Here is a 24,806-nt window from a genome sequence, read left to right as displayed (position 1 = left end):
AAACATTTTTATCTTTTATCCTTTTTTATAAATATCCATTATAATTTCTAATAATATATAAATTATATATATTGTATTTATCATTTTATTTTTTATATTGTACAATTTAAATAAATCATTGTCAATCCGGCTTAAAAAATATCTATGTTACAAATAATTTTGTATTTAATTTTACAATTTTTTCTAAAAATGTACACAAAGCCATATACAGTAAGGATTTTCACTCGTAAATGATACTCTGTGCTTTTCTCCTTTATTTATTAAAACAATATCTCCTTTTTCCATTTTTATTTTTTTATCTTCAAACTCAATTATTGCACTTCCTTGAATTAAAAGAACAAACTCATTTTTATCCTGTATCATCCACTCTGTAGTCTGACCTTTAGATAATATTCTTTCTATTTTTATATTATCTCTTTTTTCAAGAATTGTAATAATTTCTTCATTTTCAGGAACTTTATCAATTTCAAATATATTCATTATATCTCCTTTATACTTGTACCGATGTTTATTTATATTCTTTTCCAACTCAAATTATTTTCCGTTTAAAAACATTTTATTCACTAAAAAAATCACAAACTCTCTTTCCACAAACAGTAATTTTTTTACACTCATTCTTATATCATATTTTTTTATTAAGATAATTTGAATATGAGATTTTTTTATAATTTCAATTTTATAACATACACTTTTATATTTTTTCTTAACATTAAAATTTTATAGAAAAATTTACAGTTAACAGTAAAAATTTAAAGTTGACAATAAATTTTTAGAGAAAAAAACTTTCAAGTTCTTTTTTTAATTTTTTCTTATCAATATATTTTCCGATAAATACAGTATTATTTTCTTCATTTCCATTTGAAAAAGATATGTTATATTCCGTATCAACTACATCAAAATGTAAATTATATCCATGAGTCTTAAATACTCCTTTTGCTCTGTTTATATCTCCAAAATATCCAAATACAATTTTATCAAGAAATAAGACAAGTTCACCTATATTATTGACATAAGCATTTTTATAAGACATATTTTGCATTTTATCTTTAATTTCAATTATATCATTATTTTCAAATTTAATAAGCTCTCCCTCGAATAATTCATTCCAATATTCTATTTTTTGTTTTTTGTAATCAGTTTTATAAATTTTTGCATTGGTATTTAAGGACTTTATATCTTTACATATTAATTCAATTTCTTCAGCAGATATATTTTCAATTTTCGAAAACTGGATACGTGCCGCTTCTTTTATCTGATCGATAAATATTTCACCGTATTTACTTTTATATTTAAAATAAGTATTTACATCTACTATTGTCAGTGGAGGAAGAAGTTTTATACATTCATATTTTATTTTATTTATATTGTTTAAAATATTACTTAAAACAGCTATTCCCGAAGGTTCCACTACTAAAAAATCAGGATTGAGAGTATTGTCAATTACTAAAAGTGAAGAAAGAAAGTCGGCCCTTGTACTGCAACATACACAACCGCTTGTCATTTCCCAAACTTTTATTTCCATATTTTTACTGTCATTTTCCACATCAGTTTTTAAAATTTCGCCATCTATATTTACATCTCCAAATTCATTTTCAAATATTACATATTCTCTTCCCGTACTTTTTATCATCTGTTTAATAAATGTTGTTTTTCCTGCACCTAAAAATCCTGAAAGGATAAATACTTTCATCTTATTGTCCCCCTACTAACTTAAAAGACTGTCCCGAAATAGAATTGGCAATTCTATTTTTATATTTTCCCATTTATTTCAAATAAATAATAGAAATTATAGAGAAAATATAAGGATAACTTTATATCCATATTTGAGACAGCCTATTAATTTTTATTTAAAAGTATAATTATTCATTCACTTTTTGTGAAGTCATGTATACGACAGGTTTTATTACTCCGTCAGCCTTAGTTCTCATAAGTTCCAATGCTTTTTCAATATTTTCAAATCCTTCAAATCTATGAGTTATAATTAAACTCGGATCCAGTTTTCCAAATTCTATTAATCTTGCAAGTTTTTCAAGTCTTAATCTTCCGCCCGGCATTAATCCTCCAAAAATCTGTTTGTGTGCCATTCCTGTTCTCCATTCAACTCTAGGAATCTGAACATAGTCTCCACTTCCCAGATAATTTACGTTTCCGATACGCCCGCCCGGTTTAAAAATTTTCATTGCAGTAGCAAATAATCTCTGATCTCCTCCTGCTATAATAACTTTATTTACACCTTTTCCATCAGTCAGTTCCATAATCTGATCTTCTGTCGGGGCAACTTTAAAATCAATTATATCCGTAGCTCCATATGCTTTTGCAATAGGAACTACCTGTTCTCTCGAATCAATTGCAAATATTCTCCCTGCTCCTTTCAATGCTGCTGCTGCAACTCCCATAAGTCCTACAGAACCAAGACCAAATACGGCAACTACATCTCCAAACTGGATATCTGCAAGTTCAGCACTGTGAAACCCTGTAGGAACCATATCACTAAGCATACATGCTGTACCGTAATCCATACCTTCAGGTATTAATGCTAAATTTCCATCAGCATCATTTACATGAAAATATTCAGCAAAAACACCATCTTTTACATTTGAAAACTTCCATCCTGCAAGCATTCCTCCCGAATGCATTGCATAACCTCCCTGAGCTTCTACTGAATTCCAGTTAGGTGTTATAGCTGTTACAAGAACTCTGTCACCTACTTTGAAATCCCTGATAAGAGCACCTACTTCAACTACCTCTCCACAAGCTTCATGCCCTAAAATCATGTCAAAACGTTCTCCGACTCCTCCTTCATAAACTGTGTGTATATCTGAAGTACATGGAGCTAATGCTAAAGGTTTAACTATACATCTGTAGGTCCGCATTCAGGTCTGTCTTTTGTAATCCAACCTACTTCTCCTATACGTTTCATTGCAAATCCTTTCATCTGTTCCGCCATAATATGACCTCCTAAAATATTTATATGATATATTTACATATATTAACATTTGTTCATACATATATTATATCATATAATTTTAAAAAGAAAAGAGAAGGTATTCAAGTTAATTTTTTCTTTATTATGTGGTGATTACTCGGTTTTATCAAAAATATCTTTCATAAATTTATATTTTTTCTGGCTAAAATCAGACTTTCTTCCTTCCAGATAAATTATCCTTTCAATTATTTCTTCTTGCCTTTCCAAAAGCTCATCAAGTTTATAATGTATATCTTCCATTAAAATTTCCATTTTCAGATTTATTTTACAATTATTTTCTGTCTGCCTTCCGTCAATTTCCTGTTTTCTGTTCAAGCTCATTAATATCAGAATAGACAGTAATCCTCCCAAACTTGATAAAATAAGATTCAGTAATATGAAAGGATAAGGATCAAAAATTTTTCCAACTAAAAGATATATGTTTATTGTAATCCAAAAAACTAAAAATAAACAGAAAAATATAATAAATTTCCAACTTCCAACAAAATTTACAACTATATCGGAAAGTTTCCGCGAAAAACTTAATTTTTCATTTTTTTCTGTAACTTCGGAAAATTTTTTTTCTAAAAGTTTATGTATTCTTTTTTCATTTTCTATTTCTTCTTTTATATTTTTTACAAGCTTTCCTTTTTTTTCTTCAGATAAATCGTCCATATTCACTCCCTAAATATCTTTTATAATAAATTTTACAATAATATTTCTAACATCGTATTATCTATATTTCCATTTCCAAAGTAAAATAAAACATTATGACCTTGACTAAATTTTTGAGAAGTTCCCCCCGCTTCTTTTAATATAAGTTCTCCTGCACATATATCCCATTCTTTTACATTATATTCCCAGTATGCATCAAAATTTCCTGATGCCACAAAACATAAATCAAGTGCCGCAGCTCCTGTTCTTCTTATTCCGGCGACTTTATTCACCACATTATTAAAACATTTTAAATTAGGATTTTCAATAGCTCTTTCATATGGAAAACCTGTAACTACTATACTTTTATGAAGTGTGTCAATTTCTGAAACAGATATTTTTTTGCTGTTCCTAAATGCTCCTTTCCCTTTTATGGTTGAAAAAACTATATTCAGCTGAGGAGCATTTACTACTCCCAATACTGTTTTACCTTTGTATCTTAATCCTACTGAAATACAATGAAAAGGGAAACCATGAATAAAATTTGTTGTACCGTCAATAGGGTCTATAACCCATTCATATTTATTTTCTTTGTTTCCAACATGAAATCCTGTTTCTTCAGTTAGTATAGCATGACCGGGATAATTATTTTTGATAAATTCCATTATCATTTTTTCGGATTTTTTGTCAATTTCAGTTACCATATCAAATTCTGTTTTTTTTTCTTCAATTTTAAATGTTCTATTTTCTAAGCTTTGTAATTGAAATTTTGCAACTTCATTAAGACAATTATTTAAATTTTCCATGATATTATTCAAGTTTTCCATTTTTTATCTCCTGTTTTTATTTTTATAGTATTGTAACATATTTTATTAAAGTATAAAATAAAAATATGCAGAAAAGCTGTTTATAAACATTTCTGCATATTCATTAATTTTATAATTAACCTTATACTGCTATTATTTCTTTTTATTATCAACTATAAAATTTTATATTCAAAAGCACTCATTATACTTAAAATCTCTCCATTTTTTACATCATATGCTATAACCATCCTATTTCTTATTTTCTCAACACTCAAAGTTTTCTAAGAAATAAAAATTATTCCGTTCAGGAAAACAGTCGTTTAAACATAATTAAGTTCACTGTTTGTTTTCCAAGCATAATATTTATTTTTGAAGATTAAACAATTTTGCAGCTAATAGACCGAATGTGAAGATGATAATTAGCATTTATGAATAAAAATATTTTTAAGTATAGAAAATTTAGGTTAAACTATTTTTTATTCCAATTTTTTATTTTTTCTTGTTTTTTTCTTTTTTTCTGAAACTTTACTTTTTTGTTTCTTTTTTTCTTTTACAAAAACTGCTTTTTTTACATCCTCGTAAGTTTCTGCAAATATAAAATTCATATCTTCAGTTATTTCCTCCGGAAGTTCTTCAACATCAATTTTATTATCGATAGGAAGTATAACTTCCCTTATACCTACTCTATGAGCTGCTATTACTTTTTCCTTTACTCCTCCAATAGCAAGAACTTCACCTGTTATAGTTATTTCTCCCGTCATTGCTATATCCTGTCTTACCTCTTTATCCGTAAGTACTGATATTATAGCGGTAGTTATTGTAATACCTGCTGACGGTCCGTCTTTAGGTACAGCTCCTTCAGGAAAGTGAAGATGTATATCGGTATCTTCATTAAATTTACCTTCTATTCCAAGTTTATTTTTTATATGCCTTACATATGAATAAGCAACTTTCGCAGATTCCTGCATTACACTTCCTAATTTCCCTGTAAGCTGGAGGTTTCCTTTTCCTTCCATTCTGACAGCCTGAACTTCAAGCATTGTACCGCCTACCGCCGTCCATGCAAGACCGTTTACCACTCCTATTTTCCCTGTTTTTTCTTTTACTTTATCTTCCCTGTATTTAGGATTTCCAAGATAATTTTTTATTTTTGCCTCAGTTACAGATAATTTTTTTGTTTTTGATGTCAAAGCTTCCTTAGCCATTTTTCTGAACAGTTTACTTATTTCTCTACGTAAATTTCTTACTCCCGCTTCTCTTGTATATTCATTTATTATTTTAAATATTGAAGCATCAGAAAAAGGAATTTTATAATTTTTAAGTCCATTTTCTTCCTGGGTTTGAGGTATAAGATATTTTTTAGCTATATTGAGTTTTTCAAATTCCGTATAAGATTCTATAGATATTATTTCCATTCTATCTCTCAACGGACCCGGTATCCCCCCTAAATCATTTGCAGTACATATAAAAAATACTTTAGATAAATCAAAAGGATAATCTATATAATGATCTTCAAATGTGTGATTTTGAGCAGGATCCAGAACTTCCAACATTGCCGAAGCAGGATCGCCTCTAAAGTCCGAAGCCATTTTATCTATTTCATCAAACAGCATAACAGGATTATTTACTCCTGTCTGTTTCAGAGAATTTATTATTCTTCCGGGCATTGAACCTATATAAGTTCTTCTGTGTCCTCGTATTTCAGCTTCATCTCTAAGACCGCCAAGTGATATTCTTGTAAATTTTCTATTCATAGAACGTGCTATTGAGTTTGCCAATGATGTTTTACCTACACCGGGAGGTCCTACTAAACATATAATCGAACCTTTAAGAGTATTATTTAGCTTTTTAACAGCCAGAAATTCCAAAATTCTTTCTTTTACTTCTTTTAGACCATAATGATCTTCATTCAAAATTTTTTCAGCTTTATTAATATTTATTTCATCTTTTGTAGCTTCTTCCCAAGGTAATTCCAGCACAGTTTCTACATAAGATCTTATTACTGAAGATTCTGCTGAAAAATCAGGCATTTTTTTTAGTCTGGAAAGTTCTTTAAAAAGCTTATTTTTTAATTCATGAGGCACTTGAGATTCATGGACTCTCTGATCGAGTTCTTCAATCTCATCGTCAGTATCTACATCTTCCCCCATTTCTTCTCTCATTGCCTTTATTTTTTCTCTTAAATAATAGTTTTTTTGAACTTCGGACATCTGTTCTCTTACTTTCGATTCTATATCTTTCTCAATGGTAAATATCTCTACTTCTTTTTCAAGAATACCTAAAATTTTATATGCCCTCTCTTCCACATCCAGTATTTCAAGCAATTCCTGTTTTGTTTTTGTCATAATCATAAGATTTGTACAAATTAAATCAAATACTTTATCTATGTTTCTTACTTCTTTCAAATTATATATCACATCAGGTAATATTTTTTGAGTAGTTTTTGCATAGTTTGAAAATTCATCTATTACTTTTCTTTTTAATGCTTCTGCCTTACTTTCTTCTATAGGTTTAGGAAATATTTCTGCATAATCTGCAAATTGTACTCCGTTTACTTCATTAAATTCTCCTATTAATACTCTATGTTTTGCCTCTACTAAAACTTTTACAGTACCGTTAGGCATTTTCACAGTCTGTATTACATGAACTAGAACACCTGTTTCATAAACATCTTCAGGTAATTTAGGTTCTTCCACATTAGAGTCTTTCTGTGTGGAAAGAATCAGTTTATTTTCAAATTTTTCTAGAGCTTCTTCAAGGCTTGCTAGACTTGACTGTCTTCCGATAAATATAGGAGTAACTACACTCGGAAATACTACAAGTTCTCTCGTCGCAATAAATGGTTTTCTTGACATTGTTCCCCTTTCCTTATAAAACGGTTATTTTACTTTTTACTTTTCTTTATTATTACTTTATTTTTATCATTAACCGCTTCTTTTGTAATAATTACTTTAGTTACATTTTCCATTGAAGGAATTTCATACATTAAGTCAAGCATTACATTCTCAATAATTGACCTTAATCCTCTGGCACCTATTTTTCTCTTTAATGCCAATTTTGCTATTTCAACTATTGCATCATCTTCAAAGCTTAATCTAATATCTTCCATTTCAAAATATTTCTTATATTGTTTTACTAATGAATTTTTCGGTTCTGTCAATATTTTTATCATAGCATCTTCATCTAAACCGTGTAATGCTGTAATTATAGGTAGTCGGCCTATTAATTCAGGAATAAGTCCGTATTTTATAAGGTCTTCAGGTAAAACATTTTCAAATAAAGTCATATCATCAAGTTTTTGAATGTTATTTTCCAATCCGAACCCTACTTTTTTTTCATTTATCCTGTTTTTTACTTTTCCTTCCAATCCTTCAAATGCACCGCCTACAATAAATAGAATATCTTTTGTATTTATTTCTATCATTTCCTGATTTGGATGTTTTCTTCCTCCTTGAGGAGGTACACTTGCTACAGTTCCTTCTATAATTTTCAGTAATGCTTGTTGAACTCCCTCTCCTGACACATCTCTTGTGATAGACATATTTTCCGATTTTCTTGCAATTTTATCAATTTCATCTATGTATATTATTCCATGTTCTGCAGCTTCTATATCGTAATCAGCCGCTTTTATAAGTTTCAGCAGAACATTTTCCACATCATCTCCTACATATCCCGCTTCGGTCAGAGTAGTAGCATCAGCAATAGCAATAGGAACATTTAATATTTTAGCCAATGTCTGAGCAAGAAGAGTTTTTCCGCTTCCTGTAGGACCTACAAGAAGAACATTGGACTTTTGTAATTCCACATCATCTATATTTTTCATTTTGTGTGTTATTCTTTTAAAATGATTATAAACTGCAACTGATAATATTTTTTTAGCTTTTTCCTGTCCTATTATATAATCATCCAGTTTTTCCTTTATTTCAGCAGGTTTTAATAGTAAAATTTCTATTCCGTCTTTTTTTTCACCTGTATAATAATTATCTATAAGTTCCATGCAGTCATCTACACATCTGTCACATATGAATGAATTATTATCAGGGCTTCCTATAAGATTTTCTACTTCTTCTTCCCCCCTGCCGCAAAATGAACAGGTATGTTTATTTTTTGCCAATTTTTTCACCTCGTCAAATTACAATATTTTATCTACGATACCATATTCTATTGCTTCTTCAGCAGACATAAAGTTATCTCGCTCAGTGTCATTGTATATTTCTCCCACTGATTTTCCGGTAGCTTCAGATAAAATTTCATTCAGTACTTTTTTCATTTTTTCTATTTCTTTTGCTTGTATCTGTATATCCGTAGCCTGTCCTCTTGCTCCTCCTGATGGTTGATGTATCATGACTCTCGAGTTGGGAAGCGTATATCTTTTTCCGGGAGTTCCGGCTGCAAGAAGAACAGCACCCATACTGGCAGCCTGTCCCACACAGACTGTAGAAACATCACATTTTATATGTCTCATTGTATCATATATTGCCAATCCGGAAGTAATTACACCACCCGGACTGTTTATATACATTACTATATCTTTTTCTTTATCCTGAGCATCCAGAAACAGAAGTTGGGCAACTATTGAATTTGCCATATTATCTTCTATTTCTCCTCCTAAAAAAATTATTCTGTCTTTAAGTAATCTCGAATATATATCGTAGCTTCTTTCACCACGACCGTCATTTTCAATAACTACCGGACTGTACATATTGCCTCCTTGTTTAATTATTGAGTTTTCAGGCTATCGCCACTTTCTATTTTTTCTACACAACAATTCCTATTACATTTCTATCAGTAAATTTTTTCAAAGCTACTGTTTATAATATATTTCCATTTTTTATATATTTCTAAAAAATCTGAAATGACTTTACTTTGCTTCATTCACAAGGAAATCAACAGTTTTCTTACTTACTATCTGATATTTTGTATTATCAATAAATCTGGCATAATTTCCGGATTTTTTCACATCTTCAAGTATTACATTTTTTTCCACTCTGTAAATTTCAGCCATTCTTTCTATTTCTTTATCTACATCTTCATCAGTTACGGTTATTTTTTCAACATTTGCAATTTTATCTAAAACTAATTGAGTTTTTACTGATTTTTCTGCTCCTTCTTTCATTGTTTCCTTCATCTTTTCCATACTCTGTCCTGTCATTTCAAAATATTGATTCAATGAAATCCCTTGCATTTGCAACTGTTGAGAAAATTCATTTATCTTATACTGTATTTCTTTTTCAGTCAGCTCTTCAGGAACTTTTAAATCTACAGCATTTGTGACTTTTTCAATTATTTTGTTTCTAAAATCATTTTCAATTCTGTTTTCTTCTCTTTTAATAATATTTTCTTTTGTTTTATTTCTCATATCTTCTATTGAATCATATCCCAATTCTTTTGCAAGATCATCATTCAATTCAGCTTCTTCTTTTCTTTTAATTGAATTTACCTTGACTTTGAATAATGCAGGCTTTCCTGCCAGATTTTCTGCACCGTAATTTTCAGGGAAAGTTACATTTACATCAAATTCATCACCTTTTTTATGTCCTACTATCTGATCTTCAAAAGTATCTATAAAACTTTTTGAGCCTAATGTCAAATCAAATCCTTCAGCTTTTCCTCCATCAAAAGGTTGACCATCCATAAATCCTTCAAAATTAATATTCGTAACATCGTTTAGCTGAGCCTCTGCATTATCTTCCACTTCTTTTAATTTTGCAGCGTTTGCTCTTAATCTTTCCATTTCTTCATTTATTTTTTCATCATTTACTTCAAGCTTTTCTTTTTCTACTTCAATACCTTTATATTCTCCCAATTTTATTTCAGGTAATACAGGGATTGTGAATACAACTTCTATTTTATCATTTTCAACCTCATATTTTTCCAGTTTTATATTTGCTATAGGCTTTAAATTATTTTCAGACACCGCCTTTGTATATTCTTCAGAAATTATATGATTTAAAATTTCCTCATTTATTTCTTTTTTAAACTTTTTTTCCAATACATCATTAGGAACATGCCCGGGTCTAAATCCCGAAACTTTTGCATTCTTAAAATGTGAAAGTACATGCTCTTTCATATTTTTTACTTCATTATCTGTTTTTGTTACAGTTACCTCATAAGTTGTTTCATTTAGTTTTTTTACTGTTGCCATTTTCTATCCTCCTATACTTTCTCTAAAATCTTTAATTTTCAATTCAATAAATAAATCGGTTCTTATTGATTTAAATGCAGGGGTATAAACTATTTCATATTTTTTATTAATATTTTTCATTTTAAGTTTATGTCCCAGATTATATCCTATTACCGATATAATTCTGTCATTCTTTTTTATAAATCCTTTAAAATGACGGCTACTCACTCCAAATTTTGAAAAACTTACAAATTTTATCCCTTTATCAATAAAATTCGGTTCCTGATTATCTAAACCAAACGGAGATAGTTTGTTTATATTCAAAACTTTACTTTTATTTATATATTCAATGCTCAATTCAGAATCTATATTTAAAATTTTTTCGACACTTGACTTATTTACAGTAACTAAACGCTTTTTCAGATATGTTTCTATCTGATTCAAATATTTTTCCGAAACCAGAAATCCTGCTGCCAAATCATGTCCTCCAAATCTTTCAAATTTATCCGATGTTTCTTTCAGCATATCAAATATATTGAGCCCCTCAATGCTTCTACATGATGCTTTCCCATATCCGTTTTTTATTGATACTAAAATTACAGGAATATTATATTTTATTGATATTCTTGAACATACTACACCTATAACTCCTGAATGCCATTTTCTGCTTTTCATAAAAATATATTTCGGGTTATTCAGTTTCTGTATTTTCTCTTCAATTTCATTATATATTTCTATTTCCAAATAACGTCGTATTTTATTTGCTTTTTTCATTTCTTCTATTATAGCAAATATTTTATAATCATCTTCCTGAATAAAAAATTCGACCACCATTTTTGAATTATCTATTCGTCCTAAGGCATTAAATATAGGTGCTATATAAAAACCTACATCACTTGTAGTTATATTTCTCGGATTAATTTTCAGATAATTCAATATGTATTTCAAGCCTTTTACTTTTGTCTTTCTTAAATTATAAAGACCTTTTTTTATAATAAACCTGTTTTCATCCGTCATTGGAACAACATCCGCTACCGTACCTATCATGACAATATCCAGATAATCATAAAGTACTTTTTTATTTATCCCCGCTTTTTCGTATACAGCATCTGCAAGCTTAAACGCTACTCCCGAACCTGATAAATTTTTATTGGGATAATTACTGCTTATTTTAGGATTTACCATCAATATGTCACATTCTTTCATTTCCTCTATCTGCCTATGATGATCTGTAATAATAACATCTATATTATTCTTTTGAAGAGTGAGTATCTCTTCAGGACTGTTAATACTCGTATCTACAGTAATGAACAGACCTGTATTCTTCTTATTCAAGAAATTTATAAGATTCTTATTTACTCCCGCTCCTTCATGAACTCTGTTTGGAATATAATAATCTACATTCATCCCTAATTTTCTTAAGACAATTACAAGATATGCAGTAGCAGATATTCCATCTACATCATAATCTCCATAAATAACTACTTTTTCCTTATTTTTCTTTGCTTTCAGTATTCTTTCAGTAACCTCATTCATACGCTCAAACAGAAACGGACTTAACAAGTCATTTTCAGTGGGATTTAAAAATTTTTCCACTTCTTTTTTTGAATAAATACCTCTATTTAAAAGTAAACGGGTTATAAGTTCACTTTCTCCAAACTCGTTACTTTTAAAATTCAGATAATCTTTATCATAGTTTTTTATTTCCCATTTCAAATTTTATTCACTGTCCTTCTGTTTTATTTCATTCAGTATTGAAGATATTTTAATTCCGTGCTCTACACTGTCATCAAGATGTACTCTCACTTCAGGAACAAATCTTATTGACAGTTGCGAACCTATGATTTTTCTGAAAAAACCTTTCAATTTTTCCAAATCTTCCATTATTTTTTCTTTGTTTATACTATTTTTCAAGTCTAAAATTGAAAACGTCAAATCAAGATATCTTCCATCCTTTGTTAATTCAACTTTATGCACAGAAAGTAAATTTTTTATTTTTTCATTTTTTACTTCTGTTAAAAGACTCATTCCCACTATCCTTGATATTTCCTTTTCAAGACCTTTTTTTCTTCTATCATTCATTTTTTCACCTCATTATTTAACTTTATCGTTAAAAATGACCAGATTATCTTGTTATTTCTTCCAAAATATAAGATTCTATTATATCTCCTTCTTTTATATCATTGAAATCCTTAATTCCTATTCCGCATTCTTGTCCCATAACAACTTCTTTTGCGTCATCTTTAAATCTTTTCAGTGATTCAAGCTCTCCATCAAAAATAATTATTCCGTCTCTTATAATTCTTATTTTCGAAGTTCTGCTTACTTTTCCGTCAACAACTATAGCTCCGGCAATATTTCCTACATTGGAAATTTTGAACACTTGTTTAACTTCTATTCTTCCGAAATAAACTTCCTTATATTCAGGATCGAGCATTCCCGTCATCGCTTTTTCAATTTCTTCTGTCACATGATAAATTACATTATAGTTTCTTATTTCCACTCCGGACTTTTCCGCTTCATTTCTTGCAGGAGTAGTAGGTCTTACATTAAATGCAACAATTATCGCATTAGAAGCTTCAGCCAGTTTTACATCACCTTCAGTTACAGCTCCGGCACTCGCCTGAATAATATTTATCATTACCTTATCATTTGACAGTTTTTGTAATGATTCTTTCAACGCTTCTACAGAACCTTTTGAATCAGCTCTTATAATGCATTTCAATTCTTTAAGCTGTTGCTCTTCCAACTCCTGTGACAGACTTTCCAATGAAATATGTTTTTTCTTATTCTGATCATTTACTTTCTTTTCTTTTACAAAATCTTCAACTATTTTCTTAGCCTGTTTATCATTATTTACTCCATATAGTATATCACCTGCATTAGGTACATCACTGAATCCTGTTATTTCAACAGGTTGTGATAAAAATGCCTTTTCAATTTTATTACCTCTGTCATCAACCATTGATCTGACTCTTCCATGAGCTTCTCCTGCTACAAATATATCTCCAATTTTAAGTTCACCTTCCTGTATCAATATATCTGCAACTGCTCCCATTTTAGGATCAAGTCTTGATTCTACAACTACAGCTTTGGCTCTTTTCTTAGGATTTGCTTTCAATTCAAGAAGTTCCGAAGTAATAAGTATTGTTTCCAGAAGTTCTTCCAAATTTATTTTCTGTTTTGCGGAAATTTCCACAAATTCAGTATTTCCTCCCCAATCAAGTGACATCAATCCGTACTCTGTAAGCTCTGTTCTGACTTTCATTGGATCTGCACCCGGTTTATCTATTTTATTTATTGCTACAATAATAGGGACTCCTGCTTCTTTAGCATGAGAAATGGCTTCTACTGTCTGAGGTTTTACCCCGTCATCGGCAGCTACTATCAATATTGAAATATCCGTTATATTGGCACCTCTCGCTCTCATTTCAGTAAACGCTTCGTGACCCGGAGTATCTATAAACGTTATTTTCTGACCTTTCCAATTTACCTGATAAGCTCCTATTCTCTGAGTTATACCTCCCGCTTCACCTTCAATTACATTAGTATGTCTTAAAGCATCCAAAAGTGAAGTTTTACCGTGATCAACATGTCCCATAATAGTAATAACGGGAGCTCTTGTTATAAGATCCTGTTCTTTATCTTCTATTTCAAGATTATATTTTTCTCCATAACTTATTTCCTGTACTTCTTCTTTTTCCACAATAACATCGTAATCGAGTGCTATTTCTTCAGCTTCTTCAAAGGATAGAATAGCATTTGCAGTCAAAATTTTTCCTTGCATAAAAAATTTCTTTATAATATCCGAAACATTTATCCCTAATTTTTCCGCAAGATCTTTAATAACAATCTCTTCTCTTATTGTTATCATTCCTATACTTTCGCCTTCTATCCTTATTATCTCATCTTTCATAATTTTTTCCTGTTTTTTTCTGCCTTTTTTCTTTTTATCGTCTTTCCTGAAATCAGATCTTAATTCTCTTAATTTCTTTTCTTCTTCTTTCTGCTTCTTTTCCTTTTCGTATTTCTTCTTGTCAAATTTTGCTTTCCCTTTTATGTTTCCCTTAGGCTTTTCAGCTATAGGAGAAGCAGCTCCTGAGGCTTCATTTTTTGAAATTTCTTTTTTATTTTTATTTCCAAATCCTTTGTCATTTTTAAAATCTTCTTTACCTTTGTTATCAAAAGAAGTTCTTCCGTCTCTTCTTTTAAAATCTTTTTTATCTCTGTCGAATCTTTTGTTGTCTTTATTTCCTTGATTATCTTTACTTTGATTTTGGAAATTTCCTTTATTTTGATAATTTCCCTTATCTGACTTATCAAAATTTCTGTTATTCTGTCCCTGACCGTCTCTATTGTTTCTATTGAATCTGTTATCTCCCTGTCCTTGACGCTCTTTGTTTTCATCTTTCGGTTGATACTGTTGTCTTCCGTCTCTTCCTTGATAATTTTTATTATCATTTCGATCAAAATTTTTTCCTGAATTTCTGTCAAATCTTTCACGGTTTCTGCTTTCGTTATTTCTATTTTCATTATTATATCTGCTATTATTGTCATTTCTTCTATCATTATACGAATTATGATGTCTTTTTTCATTTCTGTTGAAACCGTTTCTTGAGTTATCTTTTTCAGAAACATTATTTTCTTTATTTTCCCTATTTTCTCTTATATTTACATGACGAGTATCCTTATTGAACCTTTCTTCTCTATTATCACGAGATTTTTCCCTATTTTCAACTCTAAAAGGGTTTCCTTCTTTTCCGGTCAGTGTATTTTCGTTCTCTTTACTTTTTGGCATTTCTTTTATATTCTCCTGCTTAGCTTCAGGTTTTTTCATTTGACTGTTTTTTGTATTAAAAACCAGTTTTTCTTTTATAACATGTTCCCTTTGCTCCGAAATCTTTATTTCTTTTCCTTCACTTTTTTTATTGCTTTTGTTATTTGAAAGCTTTTCTTTTATCAGTTTTACTTCTTCATCGGTTAAACCGCTTATCGGTTTTTTGTCTTTAATTCCTATTTCACTTATTTTTTCAATGAAACTTCCGCTTTTTTCATAACCCAGCTCTTTAGCCAATTCGTGTACCCTTACTTTCATTTGTCACCTCCACTTTATTTAATATCCCGTTTACAACTTTTTTATCAAAAACTCCTATTACATTTACATCTTTCAGAAAAATATCTCTCAAATCAGTTTTCCTTTCAATTTCAATGATTTTCACATTGAATTTTTCTTTTAATTTTATAAATTCGTCAATATATTTTTTATTAATATCTACAGGCATTATTAAAAGCTTTATTTTATTTTTTTTAATTCCGTCAATATTTTCATCAATTCCAAATATGAAATATTCGGAATTTTTCATCGGTCGTAAAATGTCAATTATATTTTTCCCGGTTTTTTGAATTTTTTTTAACATTTTCAACAATTCCGCTATTTCAATATTATACTTTTTATGTTTTGATAACTTATCAATACATTGAGGATTTTTACATATGTAAGCTCCTCTATTTTGTACTTTCATATTTTCATCAAAAATATACTTATTGTCAACAAGGCTTATTCTGAAAAAATCTTTTTTTTCTCCTTTGTTACGACAACATACACACATTCTTTCCGGCATATATTTTCCACTTTCCGATTTTCTTAAATAATTAAATTATTCTTCTGTTTCTGAAGCTTTCTCTATCTCTTCCATTTCCAGAGTTTCCATATTTTCCTCAATTTCATCGACAACTCCTTCTGCTTCCTCAGCCTGCACTATATGAATGTCAATTTTTATTCCGCACAGTTTAGCAGCCAATCTGGAATTTTGTCCTTTTTTACCTATTGCAAGAGAAAGTTGGTCTTCTTCAACTTCTACTCTCGCTATCTGTTCTCCGTCCTGTTCTATTATTTCAACCGAAATTACTTCAGCAGGATTCAAAGCATTTTTTACGAAGTGTCTTATATCTTCATTCCAAAGGACTATATCTACTTTTTCACCTTTAAGCTCATTAATAATACTTTGTATTCTCATACCGTTTTTACCGATACACGCTCCTTTTACATCAAGGTTCGGATCTTCAGAATGAACAGCCACTTTTGTTCTGCTTCCTGCTTCTCTTGCAACCTGTTTTATTTCTATAGTACCGTCCTCTATTTCGGGTATTTCTATATTTAAAAGTCCCTTCATGAGTTCTTCCACTTTTCTTGAAAGAAAACATTTTGTATATTTCGTTGCCTCTTCTACATTTCCTACGTATAACTTCAGCCTTTCTCCTTGAATAAATTTATCAACCGGTGACAGCTCTTTTTCAGGTATAATCGCCTCCAAACCTTTTATGTCAATGTATAAATTTCCTTTTTCATCAGTTTTTCTTACTATTGCCGATACAATTGATTTTTCAATCTGTTTGAACCTGTTAAAAATATTTTTCTTTTCACATTCTCTAACTTTCTGAACAACAATCTGTTTAGCATTCTGAATAGCATTTCTTTTAAAACTTTCTGCATTTATTTCAAAATCTACTGTGTCACCTATTTTTGAGCGTTTTTTTATAGACAGAGCATCTTCAAGGCTTATTTCCTCTTCAGGTTTTTCAACCTTTTCGACTATTTTTCTTCTGGAAAATACTTTAACTTCTCCTGTTTCACGATTTATAGAAATTTCAGCATTATCCTTTTCTCCGTAATTTTTTTTATATGCTGCTAAAAGAGCTGTTTCAACTGCTTCCAGCAACTCTTCTTTAACTATTCCCTTTTCTTTTTCCAGTTCATCAAGTGCTTCTAAAAAGATTCTTTGATCTTTTGATTTCATTACTCCTCCTCTTTTTCTAATATGTCATTCGGTAATTCGTATATTAAGTTTGCTTTTTTCAATTTTGATAATGGTATTTCCACTGTTTTTGCTATATTTATATCAGTTAAAAAAATTATACCTTCCTCAAATTTTTCAAGTTTTCCTTCAAAAGTCTTTTTTCCCTCAATCTGACTTTTTGAATATACTTTTATTTTTTCACCTGAAAATCTTATAAAATCTCTTTCTTTTTTGAGTTTTCTTTCAATTCCCGGCGTAGATACTTCCAGAAAAAATTTATCATTTATCAGATTATCTGCCAGTCCGTCTATTTTTTCACTAAATTCAATACAATCATCAAGACTTGTCGAACCATTCTTTTTTTCAACATATATTCTTAAATAATTGTATCCCCCTTCCTGAATATATTCCAGATCTGCAAGCTCCAACTCCATACTGTCCAAATGTTCCTGAATTTCATTTTCAAATTTGCTTAAAATCTGTTCCACAACTATCACCTCTATTATCTTCCTGTTAGTATTCATTGCCATGTTATTAATTATTTAAAGCTTAATAAAATTTTCGATATAAATTATTTTAAATTCAACTTTCTTTCAATGAGAATTTGTTACCTCTATCAAGTTTCAACTATATAAATACAAAATTTTGATCTGTTTTTCCTCATAAAAAGAGTTGATTCAAAACTAAAGAGTGGGAATATCCCACTCTTTCTGTCTTAGTATTTTGTTCTTGTAAATATAATATCACATTTCAAAGTATTTTGCAACTTTTTTTAAATTACATACTTTTCTATGAATTTATGTACTTTTTCATATTTTATATTTATAAATTCATGAAAATCTTTAATTCTCGATTCATTTTCTAATTCAGCCGGTTCATAATAAATTTTGGAATATTCTCTTCAGGGAAAACAGCTTTTTTAACCATTTCTATATTTTTATTTTCATTTAGTAATGTATAGGAATTTTTCGCTCTATCTTCAATTTTTTTATACTCTTCAATACCCTTATTTATTTCTCAATATTTTCCTCCTCATTTATTAAAATTTATATTTTTAAATTTTCTTCCATAATTTTAATTATATCTCATTTTTATCATTTCTCCCTAATAAATAGTATCCTACACCTAAAAGTCCCCCTCCTGCTATATTACCTAGAGTAACAAATAAAAGGTTATACACATATCCTGCTATAGTTATTTTTGCTGCTCCGCTTACAAGTATACCTATCATTAGGAGTGTCATATTTGCTATACTGTGCTCATATCCTGATGTTATAAAGGCAAAAAGACACCAAAATATCATTATGAGTTTTGCAGTTTCCTCTTTCAATTTAATTGCTGAAAGTACTGCTAAACATACAAGAAGATTACATAATAATCCTCTAAAAAATAATTCGACAGGAGTACCTGAAATTTTAGCAGCAGCAGATTTTACCATAAATTCTGTCACTTCTTTATTCCCTGCATGAGACAACACATATATTACTGCCGTCATTATTGAACCTGCAAGATTTCCAAAATAAGAAACCGTCCATAATAAAAGAACATCCTTTATTTTTATCCTTTTGTTTAAAACTGCTCCTACCCCTACCATATTATTTCCTGTAAAGAGCTCTGCACCTACAAGCATTACAAGACTCAAAGCTATTCCGAAACTTACTCCCATTAACACTTTATAATAAGGAAAATCACTTGTCAGTCCTCCTATTGTGTAAATAAGTATAATCGCTAATCCTATATACATTCCCGCTAAAAAAGCCGCAATAAAATATTTCATTTTACTTTTATTAAGAAATTTTACTTTCTTTTCTGCTGCACCTGATATCAGTTCAATTGTTTCATTATACACTTTTCTTTATCTCCTTTTTTAATTTATATAAACAGTTCTAAAATCATAGTGAAATATATCACAGTCGATATTATAGAATAAAAATATACTCTTCAAATCTTATTTATCCGTATTTAAGAATAATTAATCAACTTTCATATATTTTCTTTTAATTTTAAAACTGTTTTATTAAATAATTTATTTTTTTAATTTTACTAATCTATCATATATATTTTCAATGCTACATCACCATCAAAAGGAATAGGTATAGCTACTAATTTTTTACCTGCATCTATTAATCTTGCTATAACTTCATTTTGTTCTTTAGGAATGTATCCGACTTTTTCCTTGTCCATGTTAAAAACTGCAACAGCATTTAAAGAAGCTCCGTTAAATTCCCGAAATAAATCTAATATACCCGCATCTTTTATTTTCAGGCTGAAATTTCTTATATATTTCGTTTCTGCTAAATATGTATCCAGCAAAAAAACTCTCTTTGATTTTGAAACATATTTATCTATGAGTATTTTAGCATATTCAAACATCATTTCTTTTCCCAATCTTATTTTTTCTTCACGCCCGTTTTTCTTTTGTATTACAAGTATTCCATTACCAAATCTGTATTCATTTATCATATAATTTCTCTGATTTTTAAGAAACTCAAAATAATCCATCATTTCTTCAAAAATCATTACTTCTTTCTGTGTTATCTGAAATGAACCTTTTTTTATTTCTATAGAATCATTTTCGATATATGAATAATAAAATCTTCCATCAGAAAAAATTTCTATATCATAATTTCCACCATAATATAATCCTTCAAATTCAAGTTTTATACCGTTAAAAGTATTTGACAGCATTTAATCACCTCTTATTTTAAGTATTTTCATTCTTGTATTCCTGAAAGTCTGTTTTCCAGAAACAGTTTCAGATTATTTTCAACAATATCAATTAATTTATTCATACTTTTTTCAGATTTCCAGCCGATATGAGGTGTTATGAGAATATTATCCAGTTCAAAAAGTTTTGAATTTTCCTTTGGAGGTTCTATGCTCATAACATCAATAGCTGCCGATTTTATTATTTTATTTTTAAGGGCATAATACAGATCTTCTTCATTTATGATAGGGCCCCTTGCTAAATTAATAATAATCGAACTTTTCTTCATTTTTTTCATTCTTTCAAGATTTATAAGTCCTCTTGTCAAATCAGTCAATGGAGCATGTAATGACAAAACATCACATTTTTCAAGTACTTCATCCAGTTCATAACGATTACTTTCAATTTCATATTTTCTTCCGGGAATTTTTGCAATCATAGTTTTCATACCAAATATTTTTGCTATCTCTTCAACTTTTTTCCCTATGTTTCCATAACCTACTATTCCCATCACTTTCCCATCAACATCATTTACAGGATAAAGTTGATATTCAGGAATCTTATAATTTCCCCAGTTATTTTTTTTCACTTCATCATTATAATAAGATACAGGTGTAAACTCATTCAGTAAAAACGTAAATGTAAGCTGGGTAACCGAGTCTGTGGAATAATCGGAAACATTCGCCACAATTATTCCGATTTCATTTGCAGCTTTTATATCTATATGGTTATAACCCGTAGCAGTTACCAAAATAAGTTTTAGCTTCGGAGCTTTTTCAAAATTTCCTTTTCTTAATCTTATCCTATTCGTTATTATCACTTCAACATCTTTTATTCTTTCTTCCAGAAGATTTTCATCTGTATCTTCATATTCTATGTACTCTCCATATTTTGAAAATTTTTCTTTCAATTCTATAGGACCCGCAGTTTTTCTGTCAAGAAATACTATTTTCATTTTTTCACTCATAATAAAACCTCACATTTTTATATAATTTTAAAGTATATCTACATTAGGAGTCACTTTATATATTACATCTTTTCTTTCAACTATTATTTTTACTTTTTCTCTTAATTCCTTATCTTTTTTCAGCTTCATCAACAATTTTTTCGCAGGATTTATAGCAATAGCATTTCCCGCCTGCTTAAACATTGTCAGATCTCCTGTAGTGTCTCCATAAGCGTAAGACTTACTCAAATCAATATCATACTCAGTACAAAATTGAGATATTGCTTTCTTCTTACTTTTGGCATCCCACATAGGTATCACTTCACCTGTGAATATTCCTTTATCATTAACTATATATTTTGACCCTCTGTAATCTTTAACTCCATACTTTTCAGCCATTTTTCCTACAAGAAAGTCAGGACTTCCTGAAATTATAATTACTTTGTGTCCTTTTTTGATATGATAAAGAAGTCTTTCTCTTGTGTATTTATATACTTTATCTCCTTTTAGCTCAATTACTCTTTTGGCAATAAAATCCATATCTTCCTTACTAAAATTTTTCAATGCTTCTACATACGTTTCCACGAGTTCTTCGAGATAGTCATCATAATTTCCGGTTCTCGTTTCCCATTTTGAAAATTTTTCCTTTACTTTTCCTTCCCATGACATCATATTTATATATTCATATTTTACAAGCATTTTAAAATGTTCTATTAGTAGAGAATCTCTATAAATTGTTCCGTCTATATCAAAAAAAGCTGCTATGTTTTTTACCATTAAATCACCTCATCTTTATTATAACATTATATAATATAATCATGAGAAAAACAATGTCAATTTAAATTTCTTTTTGATATTTAATTTTACAATATAAAAAATATTGAAGCAAGGATTGTAATTTCATAATATTTTTTATCTATAAATCCAAAACTATATTTATACCAAATTTTTTTTTATATTAGAATATATTACTATTTTATTTTCAAGTTTTTTTATTATATAATATACTTTTATATACTTATTATAAATATTTTATGAATATATTTTTAAAAATAATTCTTTCAACGGTTTTTATTATTTTAGTAAAAAATTCTAAATATAATGATTTATTTTTTAAAACTTGCAATTACATAAATTAATTTTAAAATTGAAGTAAAAAATAAAAAATATATAAGTTTAAAATTAAAAAAATTTTGTATCTATATCTTATTTTGAAAAATAATGATTCCTTTTTTTATGCACTCTTTTTAAACTTTAGTTTTACCTGTTTTTATTTTTTTCACAATATTACGTTATCAAAATATTATTTTTTATTAATAAAACCTTAAAATGCAGTTTGATTTTTTATGAAATTACTTGAATAACTTTGACTCATTAAACTTCTAAAAAATTAAAAAGACACTTTTTCTTTTTATACGTTTCCGTGATTAAAGTGTCTGTATAAAATTGATTAAGATTATTAACAGTTTATCAGAACTCTGCTTCAAATCCTACTTTAAATACGTCATTTTTTGACTTGCCCAATTCATAAGTAATTGTTACATTAAATTTAAAAAATTTATATTTCAGACCCAGCTCTAAATTTAATCCGTCACTATAATTAAGTCCTTTTACTTTTCATTTTGATGCAGATTCTTTTTCCCTATGATAAGACTTTTTATTAAATGTATATTTTCTCAGTATTGGAGTTGGAGAAGATGACGGTATTGGCGCAGGCAATGTATTAAATAATGTATCATTTCTTGTTACTTTATTTATAAAATTGAAAATAATCCCTCCTGCTATCATTCTAAATTAACTACTTTAAAATTTTCTCCCGACGCTGCAGTTACAGGGACTCCTCCAGTAATCATATTAATAAGATTTAATGTTAGAGCAAAATTTTCCACATTAATTAAACTACTGTTTCTTTCCCAAAACATAATTCTCCTCTTTCTTCACCTTGCCGCCTTCATCATAAAATATCCACTTGCCGTCTTCTTTGCCTCCCTTATAATAGCCCTCAACTATCTTTATTCCTCTATCATCATTTATTACTACAGGACCGTTTAACTGTCCTTCCAAATATGAAAATGTCGTAGATATTTTCCCATTATCAAAATATACAGTCCATATCCCGCTTTCCATGTCATTCTTAAATTCCGACTCAAGCTTCTTATTACCGTTCTCATAATATTCTGTCTGTTTCCCCTCTTTCAAGCCCTTAACAAAGTTCATCTTCTTACTTTCCTTACCATTCTGATAATAATATAACCATTCTCCCTCTGCAAGACCGTCCTTAAATTTTGATATTATCTGTTTCTGTCCGTTTTCATAATATACCGTATACTCCCCTTCTTCTTTTCCATTCACATACGTTGCTGTCACCTTAGGTTTATTACCCTTATAATACTCCTTATAACTGCCGTCTATCTTTCCGTTCTTATATGTCTGTTCTACGGCCGTTTCTCCATTATCATAATATACCGTTACTTTTCCTTCGTATTTATTATGTTTGAATGTCCCCTTCTCTTTCTCTTTTCCATTCTCATAATAAGATACCGCTTCTCCTTCTTTGGAATTTCTTATAAATCTTACTTTGGAAGATACATGTCCATTTTCATAATACAATTTTACTTCTCCTTCAAGAAGTCCGTTCTTATATTGACCTTCCTCACTTACTTTTCCACTTTCATAATACTTTCTATATCTCCCTACCGGCTTGTCATTTTCATAAGTAAATTCCTGTTCTACTTTTCCACCGGGATATAAATATATCCATTTCCCCGTCTTCTTTCCATCCTGTGTATAATGTAAATCTGCTATCTTTGCTCCCGTATCATACACTACCGATATATCTCCTACAAGTTTATCATCTTTATAGTTTCCTTTTTCTCTTACTTTACCGTTTTCATAATTTATTATATAGGATCCCTCTCTTTTTCCGTTTACATAATTTACTTCCGTTTCTATATTGCCGTTAGCATAATATGCCTTATATATTCCCTCAAGCTTTCCTGACTTATATGTCCCTTCGGCTCTCATTTTTCCATCCTCATAATATACTTTATAAGGACCTTCTTCAAGTCCGTTTGAATATATTTTTTCTATAAGAGTATTTTCTTCTTCATCATATACGAGCCATTGTCCTTCTCTTCTGTCATTTACAAAGACTCCCTTACCTATTACTTCGCCCGATGTGTTGTAATAAAAGTAATTGCCTTCTTTTAAACCCTGTGTATACGGTATTCTTTCCTTTATCTTCCCATTTTCATAATAATATATTGTTTCGCCCTCTCTTTTTCCTTCGACAAATTTTATTACCTGACTTATATTTCCGCTTTCATATGTTTCGGTATATGTCCCCGTATAAGGTTTTTTATCTTTTGTTGATACCGCTTTTTCCGTTTCTCTTTCATTATTTTTGTATATTGCTTCTATTTCTATACTTCGGTCTTTTCCGTACCATTTATATTTCCCTTCTATTTTATCATCTTTTACACCGTATTCTTCTTTTAATTTTCCAGTTTCATAGTAAGTTTTTACTTCTCCTTCTATTAAGCCTTCTTTTGAGGTTTCTATTACTGCTATTTTCCCTCTTTCATCTCTTGTTATTACTTTTCCGCTGTAAGGTTTTTCTTCTCCGTACTTATAAAGCTTTCCGTCTATTACCTGTAAGTCTTCCACTTCAACTCCATGAGCTTTTCCTTTATTTATGTCTCCATTATTCAGACCTGAATCGTTACAGCTTAATACAAACAGTAACAAGGTTAAAAACATTATTATTTTTTTCATATCTATCTCCTTTTAGAATGTTGCCGATACTGT

The 24,806-nt window shown here is 29.4% G+C and carries 22 protein-coding genes; all 22 read right to left on the bottom strand.

Annotation, left to right across the window (positions count from 1 at the left end):
- Positions 1–183: 183 nt before the first annotated feature.
- A complete protein-coding gene (locus EII29_RS08930) occupies positions 184–480 on the bottom strand; it encodes a cupin domain-containing protein (RefSeq protein ID WP_125237181.1) in 297 nt (98 codons plus the stop codon).
- 289 nt (positions 481–769) lie between these two features.
- Positions 770–1,690 (bottom strand): GTP-binding protein, encoded by a 921-nt coding sequence (locus EII29_RS08925; RefSeq protein ID WP_125237180.1) that lies wholly within the window; start codon positions 1,688–1,690, stop codon positions 770–772.
- Between the two features lie 169 nt (positions 1,691–1,859).
- Positions 1,860–2,873 carry an NAD(P)-dependent alcohol dehydrogenase gene (locus EII29_RS08920; protein WP_305022075.1) on the bottom strand — a complete coding sequence of 338 codons (1,014 nt, stop codon included), beginning with the start codon at positions 2,871–2,873 and terminating at the stop codon, positions 1,860–1,862.
- A gap of 206 nt (positions 2,874–3,079) precedes the next feature.
- Positions 3,080–3,640: a DUF1003 domain-containing protein gene (locus tag EII29_RS08915; RefSeq protein ID WP_125237179.1), complete on the bottom strand. Its 561-nt coding sequence runs from the start codon at positions 3,638–3,640 to the stop codon at positions 3,080–3,082.
- 32 nt (positions 3,641–3,672) lie between these two features.
- Complete coding sequence (locus tag EII29_RS08910; RefSeq protein WP_125237178.1) at positions 3,673–4,446, bottom strand: inositol monophosphatase family protein; 774 nt, start codon at positions 4,444–4,446, stop codon at positions 3,673–3,675.
- A 455-nt stretch (positions 4,447–4,901) separates the two neighbouring features.
- Complete coding sequence (lon, locus tag EII29_RS08905) at positions 4,902–7,280, bottom strand: endopeptidase La (protein WP_125237177.1); 2,379 nt, start codon at positions 7,278–7,280, stop codon at positions 4,902–4,904.
- Between the two features lie 29 nt (positions 7,281–7,309).
- The gene (clpX, locus tag EII29_RS08900) at positions 7,310–8,539 is read right to left on the bottom strand and encodes an ATP-dependent Clp protease ATP-binding subunit ClpX (RefSeq protein ID WP_125237176.1); all 1,230 of its coding nucleotides are present in this window, start codon (positions 8,537–8,539) and stop codon (positions 7,310–7,312) included.
- An 18-nt stretch (positions 8,540–8,557) separates the two neighbouring features.
- Positions 8,558–9,127, bottom strand: a complete 570-nt coding sequence (clpP, locus tag EII29_RS08895; protein WP_125237175.1) for an ATP-dependent Clp endopeptidase proteolytic subunit ClpP — start codon at positions 9,125–9,127, stop codon at positions 8,558–8,560.
- Between the two features lie 159 nt (positions 9,128–9,286).
- Positions 9,287–10,570 carry a trigger factor gene (gene tig / locus EII29_RS08890; protein ID WP_125237174.1) on the bottom strand — a complete coding sequence of 428 codons (1,284 nt, stop codon included), beginning with the start codon at positions 10,568–10,570 and terminating at the stop codon, positions 9,287–9,289.
- Between the two features lie 3 nt (positions 10,571–10,573).
- A complete protein-coding gene (gene recJ, locus EII29_RS08885; RefSeq protein ID WP_125237173.1) occupies positions 10,574–12,265 on the bottom strand; it encodes a single-stranded-DNA-specific exonuclease RecJ in 1,692 nt (563 codons plus the stop codon).
- A gap of 3 nt (positions 12,266–12,268) precedes the next feature.
- The gene (gene rbfA / locus EII29_RS08880) at positions 12,269–12,631 is read right to left on the bottom strand and encodes a 30S ribosome-binding factor RbfA (RefSeq protein WP_125237172.1); all 363 of its coding nucleotides are present in this window, start codon (positions 12,629–12,631) and stop codon (positions 12,269–12,271) included.
- A gap of 43 nt (positions 12,632–12,674) precedes the next feature.
- A complete protein-coding gene (gene infB / locus EII29_RS08875; protein WP_125237171.1) occupies positions 12,675–15,644 on the bottom strand; it encodes a translation initiation factor IF-2 in 2,970 nt (989 codons plus the stop codon).
- Positions 15,616–16,170, bottom strand: coding sequence for a DUF448 domain-containing protein (locus EII29_RS08870; protein ID WP_125237170.1), 555 nt, complete (start codon positions 16,168–16,170; stop codon positions 15,616–15,618). The genes infB and EII29_RS08870 overlap by 29 nt, the downstream gene beginning before the upstream one ends.
- Before the next feature lie 36 nt (positions 16,171–16,206).
- Positions 16,207–17,346 (bottom strand): transcription termination factor NusA, encoded by a 1,140-nt coding sequence (gene nusA / locus EII29_RS08865; protein ID WP_125237169.1) that lies wholly within the window; start codon positions 17,344–17,346, stop codon positions 16,207–16,209.
- Complete coding sequence (gene rimP, locus EII29_RS08860; protein WP_125237202.1) at positions 17,346–17,834, bottom strand: ribosome maturation factor RimP; 489 nt, start codon at positions 17,832–17,834, stop codon at positions 17,346–17,348. The genes nusA and rimP overlap by 1 nt, the downstream gene beginning before the upstream one ends.
- Positions 17,835–18,424: 590 nt before the next feature.
- Positions 18,425–19,195, bottom strand: coding sequence for a formate/nitrite transporter family protein (locus EII29_RS08855; RefSeq protein WP_125237168.1), 771 nt, complete (start codon positions 19,193–19,195; stop codon positions 18,425–18,427).
- Positions 19,196–19,389: 194 nt separating this feature from the next.
- Positions 19,390–20,034, bottom strand: coding sequence for an HIRAN domain-containing protein (locus tag EII29_RS08850; protein ID WP_125237167.1), 645 nt, complete (start codon positions 20,032–20,034; stop codon positions 19,390–19,392).
- Positions 20,035–20,060: 26 nt separating this feature from the next.
- Positions 20,061–21,023, bottom strand: coding sequence for an NAD(P)-dependent oxidoreductase (locus EII29_RS08845; RefSeq protein WP_199726067.1), 963 nt, complete (start codon positions 21,021–21,023; stop codon positions 20,061–20,063).
- A 24-nt stretch (positions 21,024–21,047) separates the two neighbouring features.
- Positions 21,048–21,776, bottom strand: a complete 729-nt coding sequence (locus EII29_RS08840) for an HAD family phosphatase (RefSeq protein ID WP_125237165.1) — start codon at positions 21,774–21,776, stop codon at positions 21,048–21,050.
- Between the two features lie 840 nt (positions 21,777–22,616).
- Positions 22,617–22,787, bottom strand: a complete 171-nt coding sequence (locus EII29_RS12145; RefSeq protein ID WP_158612506.1) for a hypothetical protein — start codon at positions 22,785–22,787, stop codon at positions 22,617–22,619.
- Positions 22,784–22,921, bottom strand: a complete 138-nt coding sequence (locus EII29_RS12140; RefSeq protein WP_158612505.1) for a hypothetical protein — start codon at positions 22,919–22,921, stop codon at positions 22,784–22,786. Before EII29_RS12140 ends, EII29_RS12145 begins: the two co-directional genes overlap by 4 nt.
- Entirely contained in the window at positions 22,899–24,773 is a 1,875-nt protein-coding gene (locus tag EII29_RS08835; protein WP_125237164.1) for a toxin-antitoxin system YwqK family antitoxin, read from the bottom strand. The genes EII29_RS12140 and EII29_RS08835 overlap by 23 nt, the downstream gene beginning before the upstream one ends.
- Between the last annotated feature and the right edge of the window lie 33 nt (positions 24,774–24,806).

Origin of the sequence: Leptotrichia sp. OH3620_COT-345, assembly GCF_003932895.1 — a bacterium.
Classification (GTDB): domain Bacteria; phylum Fusobacteriota; class Fusobacteriia; order Fusobacteriales; family Leptotrichiaceae; genus Pseudoleptotrichia.
Note: the sequence above shows the minus strand (reverse complement) of the source record. Positions and strands in the feature narration are given on the sequence as shown.

Coding starts and splice junctions, on each gene's coding strand:
- EII29_RS08930 (WP_125237181.1), bottom strand. CDS start 480: ATGAATATATTTGAAATTGATAAAGTTCCTGAAAATGAAGAAATTATT.
- EII29_RS08925 (WP_125237180.1), bottom strand. CDS start 1,690: ATGAAAGTATTTATCCTTTCAGGATTTTTAGGTGCAGGAAAAACAACA.
- EII29_RS08920 (WP_305022075.1), bottom strand. CDS start 2,873: ATGCGGACCTACAGATGTATAGTTAAACCTTTAGCATTAGCTCCATGT.
- EII29_RS08915 (WP_125237179.1), bottom strand. CDS start 3,640: ATGGACGATTTATCTGAAGAAAAAAAAGGAAAGCTTGTAAAAAATATA.
- EII29_RS08910 (WP_125237178.1), bottom strand. CDS start 4,446: ATGGAAAACTTGAATAATATCATGGAAAATTTAAATAATTGTCTTAAT.
- lon (WP_125237177.1), bottom strand. CDS start 7,280: ATGTCAAGAAAACCATTTATTGCGACGAGAGAACTTGTAGTATTTCCG.
- clpP (WP_125237175.1), bottom strand. CDS start 9,127: ATGTACAGTCCGGTAGTTATTGAAAATGACGGTCGTGGTGAAAGAAGC.
- tig (WP_125237174.1), bottom strand. CDS start 10,570: ATGGCAACAGTAAAAAAACTAAATGAAACAACTTATGAGGTAACTGTA.
- rbfA (WP_125237172.1), bottom strand. CDS start 12,631: ATGAATGATAGAAGAAAAAAAGGTCTTGAAAAGGAAATATCAAGGATA.
- infB (WP_125237171.1), bottom strand. CDS start 15,644: ATGAAAGTAAGGGTACACGAATTGGCTAAAGAGCTGGGTTATGAAAAA.
- EII29_RS08870 (WP_125237170.1), bottom strand. CDS start 16,170: ATGCCGGAAAGAATGTGTGTATGTTGTCGTAACAAAGGAGAAAAAAAA.
- nusA (WP_125237169.1), bottom strand. CDS start 17,346: ATGAAATCAAAAGATCAAAGAATCTTTTTAGAAGCACTTGATGAACTG.
- EII29_RS08850 (WP_125237167.1), bottom strand. CDS start 20,034: ATGCTGTCAAATACTTTTAACGGTATAAAACTTGAATTTGAAGGATTA.
- EII29_RS08840 (WP_125237165.1), bottom strand. CDS start 21,776: ATGGTAAAAAACATAGCAGCTTTTTTTGATATAGACGGAACAATTTAT.
- EII29_RS12145 (WP_158612506.1), bottom strand. CDS start 22,787: ATGATAGCAGGAGGGATTATTTTCAATTTTATAAATAAAGTAACAAGA.
- EII29_RS12140 (WP_158612505.1), bottom strand. CDS start 22,921: ATGTTTTGGGAAAGAAACAGTAGTTTAATTAATGTGGAAAATTTTGCT.
- EII29_RS08835 (WP_125237164.1), bottom strand. CDS start 24,773: ATGAAAAAAATAATAATGTTTTTAACCTTGTTACTGTTTGTATTAAGC.